This is a genomic window from Neisseria sp. HMSC066H01 (genome assembly GCF_001837375.1).
Classification (GTDB): domain Bacteria; phylum Pseudomonadota; class Gammaproteobacteria; order Burkholderiales; family Neisseriaceae; genus Neisseria.
On record NZ_KV832193.1, the window covers coordinates 144,301 to 160,100 of the forward strand.

Genomic DNA, 15,800 nt, shown 5'->3' on the forward strand with positions numbered 1-15,800 from the left:
TCACTTGCCGAAACAAGAGTATTTTGTTTCTCAACTTTACAAAACGGTCAGTCCTGCTGCTTGCTTCTACCCCAAAAACTCTTTCAAAAACAGCAAGACGCAGGCGAGTTCGTCGGCGGATTCGCGTTGGGTGCCGTTGCCGGTATGGCCGCCGCCGTCAGGCGAGTAGAGCCAAGATTGCGGCGAGGTTTCGCGCAGTTTGGCGTAGAACTTGAGCGCGTGGGCGGGATGGACGCGGTCGTCGCTGAGGCTGGTGGTAATGAGCGCAGGCGGATAATTGATGCCGTCTGAAAGATTGTGATACGGCGACAATTCGCCCAGCCAGCGTTTGCAGACTTCGTATTTCTGCGGATTGCCGTATTCGTCCGTCCAGCTTGAACCGGCGGAGAGCAGCGGATAACGGATCATGTCGGTCAGCGGCACTTCGCACACCAGCGCGCCTATGCTTTGCGGTGCACGCACGAAGGCGGCGGCGGTAATCAGGCCGCCGTTGCTGCCGCCCTGCAAACCGATGTGTTTGGGCGAACTCATGCCGCGTTCGGACAAATCGCGCACGACTGCCAATAAATCATCAACGCTTTTATGTTTGCTGATTCCCTGCGCCGCCTGATGCCACCGCGGGCCGAATTCGCCGCCGCCGCGGATGTTCGCCAACACAAAGGCATTGCCCTCTTCCAACCAATATTTGCCGATGCTACCCAGATAATGCGGCAATTCGGGAATGCCGAAACCGCCGTATGCATAAACCAAAGTCGGCGTATCGGGGGCGGCGTTTTTGCCGACGTGGAAATAAGGAATGCGCTCGCCGTCGGCTGAAGTCGTCCAAAACTGCTGCACGTTGATGCCGTCTGAATCAAACTGCTGCGGCTGACGGCGCATGACGGTCAGTTCCATCACGTTCAAATCCAATGCAAAAAGCGTCAACGGCGTGGTGAAATCGCTGGCGGCAAGGTAAACCACGTCGCCGCCCCACGGCTGGTCGGTCATTTCCAACGCACCCGAAGGCAGGCGCGGCAGTTCGACTTCCTGCCATTTGCCGTCGGTAAAGCGCCATGCTTTCAGACGGCCTTGTACGTTCTCCAGCAGGCTTGCCACCACAAAACGCTTGGTCGTTTCCACGCTTTCCAATGCCTGCGTTTCATCGGGCGCAAACAAAAGCTGCGCCGCGCCCAATTCGCCACGGTTTAATTTTACTGCCACCAATGCGCCGCTCGGATAGCTTTGATTCGCGCGATTCCAGTCTTTGCGCAGCGTCAGCAAAAGATGTCCGGCCAGATAGCCGACTACGTCGCAATCGTTGGGCAGGTTTAACGGTTTCGCTTCGCCTTCGGCTGAGACCTGCAAATAAGTTTTGGTGTAAAAACCGTCCGACGCTTCAATCAAATCAATCGGCGAACCCTGCGGATCGAGATAACGCCACGCGTTCACCATCATGCCGTCTTCGGCAATTTGATACACCGGCAGGCTTTCCTCGAAACTCTTGCCGCGCTCCACCAGCCACACTTCGCGCGGATAGCCCGATTCGGTCAACTGGCGTTCGTCCCAAGCCGGACACACCCATACGCTGTTTTCATCGCGCCACGACACATGGTTTTTGCCTGCTGGAAAGTGAAAACCGCCTTCTACCAACTCCCCTGCTTCCAAATCCACTTCCAGCGTGTACGCCGTATCGCCGCCCGATTTGCTCAATGTTAACAACGCGCGGTTGGGCTTTTCCACCAAGTGCGACACGCCGCCTAGATATACATCGTCGCCGAGCAGCTCGTCGAAATCCGCCACCGAAAACAGGATTTTCCACTCGGGATAGCCGGAACGGTAAGTCGCCGCGGTACATACGCGGTACACACCTTTTGGATATTCCGCATCCTGATGGAAATGGTACATCCGCGCGCGGTGTTCCTGACAAAACGGAATCTGCCGCGTGTCCTGCAACTGCGCCAAAATACCGTCCGACAATGCGCGTGCTTTGTCGTTTTCTAAAAAACGGGCGCGCGTTTCGACATGCGCCGCAGCGGCAAACTCTTGCGTTTCGGGAGATTCGAGGTTTTCAAAATGGAGATAGGAATCGGGGTAGGATTTCATAAAAAAAGGCCGTCTGAAAGATTGGGAAACGGAATTATAACGGCAAAATCAAAAAAGGCCGTCTGAAACCTGCGTTTCAGACGGCCTGAGACATTATTCAATTTAACGTCCGTATATTTTCCACAAACCTTCCTGCGAACCAAACGCAGGCTCGCCGTCTTGCGGCTGGGTGCGGACGTAGCTGCCGTCAGGCTGCATCAGCCAAGCCTGGGTATTGTCCTCCAAGGCCATTTCCAAACCTTCGCGGATCACGCGTTCTTTGAGTTCGGGCGTGGTAATCGGCGTGGCGACTTCAATGCGGCGGAAGAAGTTGCGACCCATCCAGTCGGCGCTGGAGATAAAGGTATCGTCTGCACCATTGTTATGGAAGCAATACACGCGCGAGTGTTCGAGTTGGCGGCCGATGATGGAGCGGACGCGGATGTTTTCGGACAAGCCTTTGACACCCGGGCGCAAGGTACACATACCGCGCACAATCAGGTCGATTTGTACGCCTGCCGCGCTGGCTTGATACAGCGCATCAATCACACTCGGCTCGATGAGTGAATTCATCTTGGCGGTAATCCGCGCCGGTTTACCGGCTTTGGCGTGGTCGGTTTCCTGCTTGATGCGGTCGATGACCATTTTGTGCAGGGTAAACGGACTTTGATAGAGCTTGTTCAGACGGCCCGGCTTGCCCAAGCCTGTGATTTCCATAAACAAAGTATTCACATCGGCAGTGATTTGTTCGTCGGCGGTAATGATGCCGAAGTCGGTGTAAATGCGCGATGTGCCTTGGTGGTAGTTGCCGGTACCGAGGTGTGCATAACGCTTGAGCACGCCGTCTTCGCGACGGATAACCAAAGCCATTTTGGCGTGGACTTTGTAGCCGAATACGCCGTACACGACGTGCGCGCCCGCCTCTTCCAGCTGCTTCGCCCAATTGACGTTGTTGGCTTCGTCAAAACGCGCCATCAGTTCGACCACGACGGTAACTTGCTTGCCCGCCAGTGCGGCCTTCATCAATGCGCGCACAAGCTCGGAATTGCTGCCGGTGCGGTAGATGGTCATTTTGACGGCCAACACATCCGGATCGGCCGCAGCCTCGCGTATCATTTGGACAACCGGATCGAACGACTGATACGGGTGGTGCAGCAAAATCGGCGACTGTTTGACCAGTTTGAACACGGAGCCGTTTTTGCGCAAGGCTTTCAGACGGCCTGCGTTGCGCGGTGGAAACTTCAAATCCGGCCTGTCCACCAAATCGGGGACGGCATTGAGGCGCACCAAATTGACCGGCCCTTTGACCTGATACAGCTCGGTAGAAGTCAGCTTGAACTGGGCAAGCAGGAAGTCGTGAATATGCGCCGGACAAGTATCCGCCACTTCCAAGCGCACGCCGTCGCCGTATTCGCGGTCGTGCAATTCGTTTTGAATCGCGGCACGCAGGTTTTTCAAATCTTCTTCATCAACCGTCAAATCGCTGTCGCGCGTGAGGCGGAACTGATGGCAGTCTTTAACCTTCATGCCGGGAAAGAGTTTGCCGACATGGGCGTGCAAAATCGAAGACAAGAACACAAAGCCTGCATCGCCGCCGCAAATTTCAGACGGCATGGGGACCACGCGCGGCAAAATGCGCGGAGCCTGAACAATCGCCATTCCGGACGGACGGCCGAACGCATCCGTACCTTCTAGTTCGACGGCAAAGTTGAGCGATTTGTTTAACGGGCGTGGGAACGGGTGTGACGGATCAAGGCCGATGGGCGTGAGAATGGGCAACAGCTCGTTGTCAAAATAATTTTCAATCCATTTTTTCTGCGCGGCCGTCCATTTGTGGCGGCGATAGAAATGAATGCCGGCGCGACTGAGTGCAGGCTGCAATACTTTGTTAAACAGATCGTACTGCTCGCGAATCAAGGCCTGTGCCTCTTTTGCCACCGCTTCGATGGTTTCGGCCGCGGTTTTGCCGTTGTCGAGCGGCTGATGCGGGCGCAATTTGTTTTCGCGTTTCAACCACGCCATGCGCACTTCAAAAAATTCGTCCAAATTGGAAGACACGATGCACAAAAAACGCAAACGCTCCAACAAAGGAACTTTCGTATCCTGCACCTGAGCCAGTACACGGCGGTTAAACGCCAACAGGCTGAGTTCTCGGCAGAGAATGCGGTTTTGCTCGGGCATGGTTTACTCCTGAAACATCGGTCATTAAGACTATCAAGTATAACGTTTTGACGCTGTTCCGTCAGGTTTCAGACGGCCTTGACAGAAAACCTTATCCCTATTTGAGGCAAGACAAAGGGTTATCCGTTTTTTTCTATGCCGAAACAGCGGTTTTTGCTATAATGCGCAGTTTAATGCAACCGCAATACCACTGCTAAAGGATAAGAAAATGGGCTTTTTGCAAGGCAAAAAAATTCTGATTACCGGCATGATCTCCGAGCGTTCCATCGCTTACGGCATCGCCAAAGCCTGCCGCGAACAAGGCGCGGAATTGGCATTTACTTATGTTGTCGACAAACTGGAAGAGCGCGTCCGTAAAATGGCGGCCGAACTCGGCTCCGAACTCGTGTTCCGCTGCGACGTTGCCAGCGATGACGAAATCAACCAAGTTTTCGTTGATTTGGGCAAACACTGGGACGGCTTGGACGGCCTCGTCCACTCCATCGGCTTCGCCCCCAAGGAAGCCTTGAGCGGCGACTTCCTCGACAGCATCAGCCGCGAAGCGTTCAACACCGCTCACGAAATCTCCGCATACAGCCTGCCTGCGCTGGCCAAAGCCGCACGTCCGATAATGCAGGGGCGCAACGCCGCAATCGTTGCACTGAGCTACTTGGGCGCCGTTCGTGCCATTCCTAACTACAACGTTATGGGCATGGCCAAAGCCAGCCTTGAAGCCGGCATCCGCTTCACCGCCGCCTGCCTGGGCAAAGAAGGCATCCGCTGCAACGGCATCTCCGCAGGCCCGATCAAAACCCTGGCCGCTTCCGGCATCGCCGATCTCAGCAAACTCTTGGGCCACGTCGCTTCCCACAACCCATTGGGCCGCAACGTTACCACTGAAGAAGTCGGCAATACAGCCGCCTTCCTGCTGTCCGACCTCGCTTCCGGCATCACCGGCGAGATTACATACGTTGACGGCGGTTACAGCATCAACGCGCTGAACGACGAAGAGAACTAAACAGTTTTCACTCCAAACGCACTTTCATGATGAAAGTGCGTTTTTTTATGGTCATTACATTATGGTTTGAATAACTGCATGACAAAAAAGGCCGTCTGAAAGTCAAATACGGATACGAAACATTACCTTTACAGGCTTTCAATGATTATGTTTTCAACATTATTATATTATCATTCTACCTCAATTTAAAATTCCGATAGAGCATTGATTCTAAAGATAACATTCATGTTATCTGATACTTAGCTACTGATAAAAAGTGGTGTAAAAAAGTAACAGAAAAAATTCAGACGGCCTGTTTTTCATACAGAAGGCATAGAAGCAGGGCATTTTTAGCATGAAATACAAAATTTAACATTATTGAATTCTTCTTAACTAATAAAGCGTTAAGATGCCTGCCGATTAACTGAATCACATCTGATTTTGACTCAAACACATACAGGAGATTAATTATGTCAATCGCTTCAGAATTTAAAGAATTTATTATGCGTGGCAACGTTGTCGACCTCGCAGTCGGTATGGTTGTCGGTACAGCATTCAGCGGCATCGTCAAATCATTGGTTGACGATGTAATCATGCCTCCTATCGGTCTGTTGATCGGCGGCGTTGATTTCTCCAACCTGTTCATCACCCTGAAAAACGGCGCACAAACCGCTCCTGCAGAAGGTTACGCCAACCTGGCAGCCGCCCAAGCAGCCGGTGCCGTTACCCTGAACATCGGTCTGTTCATCAACACCGTAATCAGCTTCCTGATCATCGCCGCTGCCATCTTCTGCGTGGTTAAAGCCATCAACTCTGTGAAAAAAGCCGAAGCTCCTGCTGAAGAAGCACCGGCAGAGCCTAGCGAAGAAGTTCTGTTGTTGCGCGAAATCCGTGACTCCCTGAACAAAAAATAATCACAATACCCAAACATACACACAAACTAAGGCCGTCTGAAACCATTTCAGACGGCCTTTTTTCATACCGATCTATTTATCGTCAAGCCTTTCCCTTTGAGAAAATAACGCCCCTCCCTTTCTCAGCAAGCTATCCTGCTTTTTAACCATGAAGCAACCGCTCATGGCAAATATAGTGGATTAAATTTAAATCAGGACAAGGCGACGAAGCCGCAGACAGTACAGATAGTACGGCAAGGCGAGGCAACGCCGTACTGGTTTAAAGTTAATCCACTATACAAAAAATAAGTGGCTCACTCCCTCTCAACCAATAAAAAGCCCGATGTGTTCAACATCGGGCTTTTAACTGGAAAACCAATCTTAGTCTTTGCGTGTTTCCACCAAAATCATTTCGACTGCTACGTCTTCCACTTCTACTTTAGGCACATCCGAACGGCGTGTTTTAGCAACTGGTTCAGGTTGTGGCTGCGCTGCAAAAGCGGCAACGGCTTGCGGATCGGTTTCAACGAAGATCAAATCGCCTAAGCTCTCAGGTACAACGATTGCAACAGGCGCTACTTCAGCGACGGTTTCAGTTTGTGTGGCAATAGCTTCGGTTGGTACTTCAACCGGTGCAACAGTAGTCGTTGCATTCGGAGACAATACTGCAGAAATAGCTTCTTTGACGTTGCTGACAGCAGAAGCAAGCAGGGCTTGTTCGGCATCCGCGCCTTCAGTTTGCGCTACGGCAGGCTCGTCTTCGCTTTCAATGGCAAATACGAATGGCTCTGCGCTGGTCACTTCAGGCTCGGATACCACAATCACCAGCGGCTCGGCTTGATCGCTTTCAGAAGACAATGTCGCATTTGCAGCTTCAACCATTTCATTCAAACCCAAAACATGCGCTACAGCAAAGAGGACTTTGTCGGCGGTATCGGTAATGTTCAGGTATTGCTCGATTTTTGCTGAAGACGGGATATTGCGTTTTTTGCTGTTGGAACGGCGGTCGTTGCGGTTGTTGCGCTGACGGTTGTTGCGGTCGCGTCCTTGACGGCCATTGTTTTTCACGCCCTCTTCGTTGCGGGCGTTGTCGTCCGCTTCGACTTGCGCCTGTTCGCCATCGGCTTGAACGTTCACGTCCTCAACACGGTTTTCCGCAGGTTGATGACGGTTGCGCTCGTTGCGACTGTTGTTGCGGCGGCGTTTATTGCCGTTTTGTTCCGCTTGGTTTTCAGACGGCATCTCAGCCAGTGCAGCCACTTCTTGAACGTTTACGTCCTCAACCACTTCCTCAACACGGTTGCGCTCGTTGTTGCGATCATCGCGGCGGTTGTTGTTACGGTTGCGGTTGCGGCGGCTGTCTTTACGCTCGTCGTTGCGGCTTTCGCTTGATTTGTTTTCTTCAAACTTGCTGTCGGCAGCTTCGGCATTCACTTCGCGCACTTCGACTTTGCTGCCGTCGTGTTTGTTGTTGCGGCGTGGATTTTGACGGCGGCTGTTTGAACGGCGGTTACTGTTTTGGCTGCGGTTGGTTGTAGTGCGTTTTTCGGCAGGCTCTTGAGCAACTGCGGCAGGTGCAGGCTCACCGCCGAAAATGCGTTTCAACCAAGCTTTGAAGCTGTCCCACCAAGAGGCTTTTTTCTCAGGGGCGACAGTCGGTGCAGGCTGTGTATGGCGCACGCCTTTGACAGCTGGCTCAGGACGGGAAGCTTTGGCTTTTTCGCTGCCAAAAGGTTTGGCGGATTCGTCTTCTTCCGGCTCAGCGACGCGTTTGTAGCTCGGTTCGCCGTCTTCTTCTACGTCATCGATGCGGATGCGGTTGATTTCGTAATGCGGATTTTCCAAGTGGATATTTGGAATCAGGACGACGTTCACATCCAAGCGCTCTTCCATCGCAAACAGCTCGGCGCGTTTTTCGTTCAACAGGAAGGTGGCAACATCGACAGGCACTTGTGCGTGTACTTCGCCGGTGTTGTCTTTCATTGCTTCTTCTTGAATGATGCGCAAAACGTGCAGGGCGGTGGATTCGATGCCGCGGATGACGCCTGTACCGGCACAGCGCGGACACGCAACATGGCTGCTTTCGCCCAGAGCCGGTTTCAAACGTTGGCGACTCAACTCCAAAAGGCCGAACCGCGAAAGTTTGCCCATTTGCACGCGGGCGCGGTCTTTTTTGAGCGCGTCGCGCAGGACGTTTTCAACATCGCGTTGGTGTTTCGGATTTTCCATGTCGATGAAGTCGATCACGACCAAACCCCCCAAGTCGCGCAGGCGCATTTGACGGGCAACCTCTTCGGCAGCTTCCATATTGGTTTTAAACGCGGTGTCTTCAATATCCGAGCCGCGTGTGGCACGCGCAGAGTTGACGTCGATGGAAACCAAGGCTTCGGTGTGGTCGATCACAATCGCGCCGCCGGAAGGCAGGCTGACGCTGCGTGAGAATGCACTTTCGATTTGGTGTTCGATTTGGAAACGGGAGAACAGCGGCGTGTGGTCTTGATAGAGTTTCAGACGGCCTACATTGCTCGGCATGACATAGCTCATGAACTCGGCAACTTGGTCGTAAACTTCTTGATTATCCACTAGAATCTCGCCGATGTCGGGACGGAAATAGTCGCGAATCGCACGAATCAGCAGCGAGCTTTCCATAAAGAGCAGATAAGGGTCATGATGCGCTTTGCCTGCTTCTTCAATGGCTTGCCAGAGTTGCTTGAGGTAGTTCAAATCCCATTCCAACTCTTCCGCGCTGCGGCCGATGCCTGCGGTGCGGGCGATGATGCTCATGCCGTTTGGAATGTCGAGTTCGGCCATAGCGGCTTTCAACTCTTGACGCTCTTCGCCTTCGATGCGGCGGGATACGCCGCCGCCACGCGGGTTGTTCGGCATCAATACCAAATAGCGGCCGGCCAGGCTGATGAACGTGGTCAGTGCCGCGCCTTTGTTGCCTCGCTCGTCTTTTTCGACTTGGACGATGACTTCCATGCCCTCTTTGAGCACGTCCTGAATACGCGCCCTGCCGCCTTCGTAGTCGCGGAAATATGAACGCGACACTTCCTTAAACGGCAAAAAGCCGTGGCGGTCGGTTCCGTAATCGACGAAACACGCTTCCAGCGACGGCTCGATGCGGGTAATGATACCTTTGTAGATATTGCCTTTACGCTGTTCTTTGCCCAGCGTTTCGATGTCCAAGTCCAAAAGGTTTTGGCCATCGACAATGGCAACGCGCAGCTCTTCAGCCTGCGTTGCGTTGAATAACATTCTTTTCATAGTCACCTCGTGAACAGCGGCCGTTTGATTTGTGAATATCTTTTTCAGACGGCCTGTCTGTCCGGTTGGCACTCTTCAAAGGCAAGATGGGAAAATCCCCGTGTAACCAGTATTTGATTTGAAATCCGCAAGGTTGCATGCTTGAGCTCAAGCCATGTGCGGACGGATTCAGATAAAGAAGGAAATAAAGAACGATGCGGCGGAAAGGTTGATGGTTCCGCTGCCGTCCGAATGCTGATGCTTCGGACAAAATAAGGCAGCCTACATCTTCTTATTATCGTAGCGCCGGTAATTTCGGACGGTGCTGCGCAGACTGCGTCTTACGCCCGGCCGGACGGCAGGTTCAATTCAAACTTAATTACGGGATTGCGTTTGCCGGCTTTGAACAAACACAAGGAAATGCTTTGCGGAGTGCGTTTTTAATATAAAATCTCGTTTTAACAATAAATCCGTTTCAGACGGCCTGCAACGGCAGGTTCAAGTCCCGAAACGGACGTTTGGGATTATAGAGAAAATGCACGCAATACGCAAAGATTCAGTCAGCCTGATTGCCGTTGCCGAACACGAGGAAGGCCAACGCCTTGATAACTATCTGATAAAAATCCTCAAAGGCGTCCCGAAAAGCCATATCCACCGCATCATCCGCGCCGGCGAAGTGCGGCTGAACAAAAAACGCTGCAAACCCGACAACCGCATTCAGGCAGGCGATACCGTCCGCATTCCGCCGATACGCACCGCCGAAAAACAAAGGCCGTCTGAAAACCATGCCGCGCCCGCGCGCGAATTTGACATCGTTTACGAAGACGATGCGCTTTTGGTCATCAACAAACCTTCCGGCGTTGCCGTCCACGGCGGCAGCGGCGTGAGCTTCGGCGTCATCGAACAAATCCGCCGCGCCCGTCCCGAAGCGCGTTATCTCGAACTCGTCCACCGCCTCGACAAAGACACCAGCGGCCTTTTGATGATAGCCAAAAAACGCAGCGCATTAGTGAAGCTGCACGAAGCCATCCGCAACGACCATCCGAAAAAAATCTATCTCGCACTGGGTGTCGGCAGGCTGCCGAACGACCGCTTCCACGTCAAGCTCCCCCTGTTCAAATACACCGGCGCACAAGGCGAAAAAATGGTGCGCGTCAGCGAAGACGGCCAATCCGCCCACACCATCTTCCGCGTGTTAAACCGTTTTTCAGACAGCCTTTTACACCAAGTCGGCCTATCCGACCTGACCTTTGTCGAAGCCACCCTGAAAACCGGCCGCACCCACCAAATCCGCGTCCACCTGCAATCACAAGACTGCCCCATTGCCGGCGACGAACGCTACGGCGACTATCAAGCCAACAAACGCCTGCAGAAACTCGGTTTGAAAAGAATGTTCCTGCACGCCTCCGAGCTGCACCTCGCCCATCCGCTGACCGGCGAAAAACTGATTCTGAAAGCCCCCCTGCCGCAAGAATTGGCACAATTTGTTGTAATGTTGGAAAATCAGGAAAAGGCCGTCTGAAAGGAAACCCATGAAACCCAAACTCATCATTTTCGACTGGGACGGCACGCTTGCCGACACCACCAACCCCATCATCCACACCTTCCAGCAAAGCTTTGCCGATTGCGGCCTGCCCGTTCCCGAAGCCGACCAAATCCGCCCGCTCATTGGATACAGCCTCTCCGGCATCATCCGCCGCCTTGCCCACAACGTCAGCGAACACGTTCAGGAAACCCTGATTGAGACCTATGCCGCGCACTACCTCAATCCCAACAACCGCAACATGACCCTGTTCCCCGAAGCCCTGCCCTGCCTGCAACGCTTGAAGCAACAAGGTTATTGGCTTGCCGTAGCGACCGGCAAAGGCCGCAGCGGACTGGATAGGTCCATCGAGCAAACCGGCACCCAAGCCTTCTGGCTGGAAACCGCCTGCGCTAGCGAATATCCGTCCAAACCCGCGCCCGATATGGTACTCGCCCTCTGCGACCGACTGGGGGTCGAGCCGGAAGAGGCCGTCGTCGTCGGCGACACCACCCACGACCTAGAAATGGCCGCCAATGCCAAAATCCGTGCCATCGCAGTCACCACCGGCGCGCACACCGCCAAACAGCTTTCCGCCCTGCCCCATATCGCCATGCTCAACAGCTTGGCCGAATTGCCCGATGTATTGGAAACCTTATAAAGGACGGTGTGCACCAACTGACAAAGATTTAGATAACTAATAGATTGGATTTGAAATGAAAAAAATGCTTTTTGTGTTATTGGGGCTGGCAAGCCTTAATGTTTACGCCAATGGCTGTGGTGGAGAATACCAACCTGCAACTGGAACCTGCCGTATTATTGATAGCTCTGGCCGACAGATTCTATATAACGTTGGAAGACCTCAATCTTCCAATAGCGGTTCCACTCAACCCAAAATTATCAATATTGATGTTCCTTCAAAATATTTGGCACTGGCAGTTAATATTAAAACGGGTATTTCAGGTGGTGCACTCGATATGGATTCTCGTGCCGAAGCTGAAAAGGAAGCCATCAGGACCTGTGAACGAGGAGGAAGCAATGCCCCCTGTGTTATAGCAGCTTCAGTCAGAAACGGCTGCGTTGCAGTAGCTCAAGGAACATCCGGAAAAAAATTAAAAACATTTTATGGTATGGAAGCTCCCGGTCTTGCTGAACCTAAAGCTTTAAATAAATGTAATGCAGCTGGTGCTCTTAAATGCAAAATCGTTGTAAACGAAGCCTGCTCAATGCCTAGATTCTAAATAGACCAAAGGTCGTCTAAAACGTAAATAACCATTAAATAAGCCTTTCCCAGGAACACTCATGGCACTCCAATTTGAAATCAACGCCGTTACCCCCTTCCGTCAAAACTGCACGCTGATTTGGGATGACGAAACCAAAGAAGCTGTGTTGACCGATGTCGGCGGCGACGTACCCCATTTATTGCAACAAGTCCAAAACAAAGGCCTCAAGCTGACCGCGATTTGGCTGACCCATGGCCATCTTGACCACGCAGGCGGCGTGGTTGAACTTTTGAAAACCTGCGACGTACCTGTTCTCGGCCCGCACAAAGACGACGAATTCCTGCTCCAAGCCCTTCCACAAACGACGGCGCAATACGGTTTCCCCGTTTCTCCGTCATTCACGCCGACGCGCTGGCTGGAAGAAGGGGAAACGCTCAAGGTCGGCAACCACAGTTTCCAAGTCCTCCACATTCCCGGCCACACCCCCGGCCAAGTCGTTTTTTACAACGCTGAAAACGGACTTTTAGTCGCAGGCGATGTTTTATTTTATGAGACCGTTGGTCGCACAGATTTTCCGCGCGGCAATCATGATGACCTCATAAACAATATCCGCGCTAAACTATTAACCCTGCCCGAAACCACGCAAGTTATAGCCGGACACGGCCGTATGACCAGTATCGGGCATGAGAAAAGGTACAATCCGTTTCTGGTTCGTTAATATGAATGTTGTATAAAGCCAACATTCCGGCATACACAAATTATGCGCATCAAGGAAAACTGGCATACAATTTGCAGGGATAACACCCGAAAGATTAAGTACCTAATCTCCGGCAAATGCCAAAAAGAACTAAAGCACAAAGATAACAAGGTATTACGCAATACAACCTGATTTATCGAAAACCGAAAATCTCCAAACCCCAAGCCTGACTCGCAGTGAAATTGTTACAAAGTGACAATAAATGTCAGTCGGGCCGTCTGAACGGTTGTGCCGATTCAGGCGGATACAGCAGAGATGGGGCGCAATGCCCTCGGAATGTGCCGATGTTCTGTTTGTCAAACCGTCGGGTACATCTTTAAGAAGCACAACATTATTTGGGTAAACCGGCAAACTCGCTGCCGGCACTAACAGGCCGTCTGAAAAGTTCGGCTGGTAAAATCAATAAAAGGATTATCAAATGAAAAAAATCGCAAAAGTGGGCTTCGTCCTGCTGGCTACCGGCCTGCTGGCCGCCTGTGCTACTAAGAGCAAAATCACTCCTGAAGGCACTACAGACGAGCCACGCTTCCCTAAACCTTACTCCCTGACCTTCAACAAAGACCGCGGTACATTCCCGACTTTTGACGAGCTGGATCAAATGCGTCCCGGCCTGACCAAAGACGACATCTACAAAATCCTCGGCCGTCCTCACTACGACGAAGGCATGGTCGGCGTGCGTGAATGGGACTACCTGTTCCACTTCTACACCCCAGGCGTAGGTGTTGACCCTGAAAACACTTCCGGCGTTGAAGGCATCACTACTTGCCAATACAAAGTGATCTTCGACAAAGACAAATTTGCACGCAGCTTCTTCTGGAATCCAGTATTCCCTAAAGATGCTGTATGTCCTCCTCCAGCACCTACACCTAAACAAGAGCCTCAAGTGATCATCCGCGAGATCATTAAAGAAGCTCCTAAACGCATCCGTCAATAAGGACAAATTTGAAACGGATCCTATTGGGTATAGCCTTGGCAGCAGGTCTGAATTCTTTGGCCGCTGCCGATGCTGTCAGTGACTATATCCAGCGTAAAAAAGTTGTGGTCAATACAGCTAAGGCGGAGCTTTGCTTTGCCGATGACGGTCAGTGCCATCCGGTACTGATTGGCAAGACCACGCCGAAAGGCAAATTCAATATGACGCCGATGATGACCAGCAAACCGGGTTACGGTGGCGAAGTTATCGGCTTCAAAGAAGAAAATGACTTTCTGTTTGCGTTACACAGGGTATGGACGCTCAAGCCGCAGGAAAGACGCATGGAACGCATCGCCTCTCCCAATGTGGCCGACCGCATCATAACCAATGGTTGTATCAACGTACAAAATAATGTGTACGAAAAACTGCGTCAGTATTTCATTTTGGAAATCATCTGATGTAAGTCAGTCAAACAAAGGCCGTCTGAAACTTTTCAGACGGCCTTTCTTCTCAAACGGAAATTCAACGACAATTTGCTTGCTCCGTCAGCGCCAAACGAAGAATATTTGGCCGCTTCATCCTCAATTCATCCTCAAGCCATATCACTTTTTACCATATCCAAAGAACCAACGGTTATTTATGCCGTTTCTTGCCCAATGCTAGAATCGCGCGTTTATATATCGGCCCGCCGAGAAATCAAATAAATAATATAGTGGCAGGAATAGCTTTTATTCCCTGCCTATTACACACACAAACATCATGACCGATTCTTCTGCCAAATTACCCAATTTGTGGCTGCTGATTGCCGCTGCCGCCTCCATCCTGCTGATTACCATCGGCATGAGGATGACTTTAGGGCTTTTTGTCCTGCCCGTCGTCAACTCGACCGAGTTGAGCATGACCCAGTTCAGCCTGATTATTGCCGTGTTCCAATTGATGTGGGGCATATCGCAACCCTTGTCCGGCGCGTTGGCCGACCGTTTCGGCGCGTTTAAGGTTTTAGCCGGCGGTACGGTTCTGTTGATTGCCGCCTGTCTGATGGTGCCGCAAATGCCGACTTATTGGGGGCTGATGCTGGGTATCGGTTTATTGTTGGCATTCGGTACGGGTTCGGGCGGATTTTCCATCATTATGGGACAGGTTGCCGCCAAAACGCCGCCTCATCGGCGCGGCTTGGCTTCCGGCCTGGTCAATGCTGGCGGGTCCGCAGGGCAATTTTTGTTCGCGCCGCTGGTTCAAGGTTTGATTGCCCTGCCCCATGTCGGCTGGACGGGGACATTTTATGTTTGGGCAGTCATTGCCATCTTGATTTTGCCGATTTCTTGGTGGCTGGCCGGCGGCAAACATGCTGCTCATACCGTCCATACCGACGACGGCGGCCAAACCCTGAAGCAGGCCGTCTGCAAGGCTTTCGCCAACCGCAGCTATATCTTGCTGCATTTGGGTTTCTTTACCTGCGGTTTCCACATCGCCTTTTTGGTTACCCACCTGCCGACCGAAATTTCACTTTGCGGCCTCCCCGCTACGGTCGCTTCAACCTCCATTGCCATTATTGATTTGGCAAACATTGCCGGCTGTATTTTTTCAGGCTGGTGTACCGGCAGATTTTTGGGCAAATACGTCCTCTTCGGTTTATATGCTTCGCGTGTCGCCATGATATTGATTTATCTGGCCGCACCTAAAACCGATTTGAACTTCTATCTTTTCGCCGCCGGACTCGGTTTCACTTGGCTGGCAACCGTCGCCCCCACCGCCGCCATTACCGGCAAACTTTTCGGCACGCGCTACTTGGCCACCCTCTTCGGGTTGACCATGTTGAGCCACCAAATCGGCGGCTTTTTGGGTTCGTACATCGGCGGCATCGTCATCACGCGCTTCAACGATTACGGCTGGATGTGGTACGCCGACGCAGTCTTGGCAGGCGCGGCCGCCCTGTTGAATTTACTGATTCATGAACGGAAAGCGGCTGCCGCCTGACGCGAAAACCTTGACATTTTAAGGCCGTCTGAAACGTTTCAGACGGCCTTT

12 protein-coding genes and 1 pseudogene are annotated in these 15,800 nt (G+C 52.1%); 10 read left to right on the forward strand and 3 right to left on the reverse strand.

From position 1 onward, the window contains the following. Positions 1-66: 66 nt before the first annotated feature. Together HMPREF2551_RS03125 and ppk1 are read right to left on the reverse strand one after the other, a co-directional pair. Positions 67-2,082, reverse strand: coding sequence for a prolyl oligopeptidase family serine peptidase (locus HMPREF2551_RS03125; protein ID WP_070837085.1), 2,016 nt, complete (start codon positions 2,080-2,082; stop codon positions 67-69). A 102-nt stretch (positions 2,083-2,184) separates the two neighbouring features. Beyond that, positions 2,185-4,242, reverse strand: a complete 2,058-nt coding sequence (gene ppk1, locus HMPREF2551_RS03130) for a polyphosphate kinase 1 (protein WP_070837086.1) — start codon at positions 4,240-4,242, stop codon at positions 2,185-2,187. Positions 4,243-4,450: 208 nt separating this feature from the next. Here ppk1 and fabI point away from each other — a divergent pair, with 208 nt between their 5' ends. From fabI to HMPREF2551_RS10640, 3 genes and pseudogenes are all read left to right on the forward strand, one after another. Continuing rightward, a complete protein-coding gene (gene fabI / locus HMPREF2551_RS03135; protein ID WP_070837088.1) occupies positions 4,451-5,239 on the forward strand; it encodes an enoyl-ACP reductase FabI in 789 nt (262 codons plus the stop codon). A 449-nt stretch (positions 5,240-5,688) separates the two neighbouring features. Next, complete coding sequence (gene mscL / locus HMPREF2551_RS03140) at positions 5,689-6,132, forward strand: large conductance mechanosensitive channel protein MscL (protein ID WP_070837090.1); 444 nt, start codon at positions 5,689-5,691, stop codon at positions 6,130-6,132. Positions 6,133-6,300: 168 nt separating this feature from the next. Continuing rightward, a pseudogene (locus HMPREF2551_RS10640) lies at positions 6,301-6,411 on the forward strand (IS5/IS1182 family transposase); the annotation flags it as partial. Between the two features lie 81 nt (positions 6,412-6,492). On the opposite strand, the gene HMPREF2551_RS03145 reads toward HMPREF2551_RS10640, so the two are convergent. Beyond that, positions 6,493-9,378, reverse strand: coding sequence for an Rne/Rng family ribonuclease (locus HMPREF2551_RS03145; RefSeq protein WP_070837091.1), 2,886 nt, complete (start codon positions 9,376-9,378; stop codon positions 6,493-6,495). A gap of 514 nt (positions 9,379-9,892) precedes the next feature. On the opposite strand from HMPREF2551_RS03145, the gene HMPREF2551_RS03150 reads away from it, so the two are divergent. The 7 genes from HMPREF2551_RS03150 (at position 9,893) to HMPREF2551_RS03180 (ending at position 15,749) form a co-directional block, all read left to right on the forward strand. Beyond that, positions 9,893-10,879 (forward strand): RluA family pseudouridine synthase, encoded by a 987-nt coding sequence (locus HMPREF2551_RS03150; RefSeq protein ID WP_070837093.1) that lies wholly within the window; start codon positions 9,893-9,895, stop codon positions 10,877-10,879. 10 nt (positions 10,880-10,889) lie between these two features. Then, positions 10,890-11,540 carry an HAD-IA family hydrolase gene (locus HMPREF2551_RS03155; RefSeq protein ID WP_070814628.1) on the forward strand — a complete coding sequence of 217 codons (651 nt, stop codon included), beginning with the start codon at positions 10,890-10,892 and terminating at the stop codon, positions 11,538-11,540. Between the two features lie 55 nt (positions 11,541-11,595). Next, positions 11,596-12,120, forward strand: a complete 525-nt coding sequence (locus HMPREF2551_RS10215; RefSeq protein ID WP_049323581.1) for a DUF4189 domain-containing protein — start codon at positions 11,596-11,598, stop codon at positions 12,118-12,120. 61 nt (positions 12,121-12,181) lie between these two features. Then, positions 12,182-12,820, forward strand: coding sequence for an MBL fold metallo-hydrolase (locus HMPREF2551_RS03165; protein ID WP_070837095.1), 639 nt, complete (start codon positions 12,182-12,184; stop codon positions 12,818-12,820). 457 nt (positions 12,821-13,277) lie between these two features. Then, complete coding sequence (locus HMPREF2551_RS03170; protein WP_049332857.1) at positions 13,278-13,793, forward strand: outer membrane protein assembly factor BamE; 516 nt, start codon at positions 13,278-13,280, stop codon at positions 13,791-13,793. An 8-nt stretch (positions 13,794-13,801) separates the two neighbouring features. Beyond that, positions 13,802-14,230 carry a hypothetical protein gene (locus HMPREF2551_RS03175; RefSeq protein WP_036492127.1) on the forward strand — a complete coding sequence of 143 codons (429 nt, stop codon included), beginning with the start codon at positions 13,802-13,804 and terminating at the stop codon, positions 14,228-14,230. Positions 14,231-14,531: 301 nt separating this feature from the next. Beyond that, positions 14,532-15,749 carry an MFS transporter gene (locus HMPREF2551_RS03180; protein ID WP_070837097.1) on the forward strand — a complete coding sequence of 406 codons (1,218 nt, stop codon included), beginning with the start codon at positions 14,532-14,534 and terminating at the stop codon, positions 15,747-15,749. Positions 15,750-15,800 lie beyond the last annotated feature (51 nt).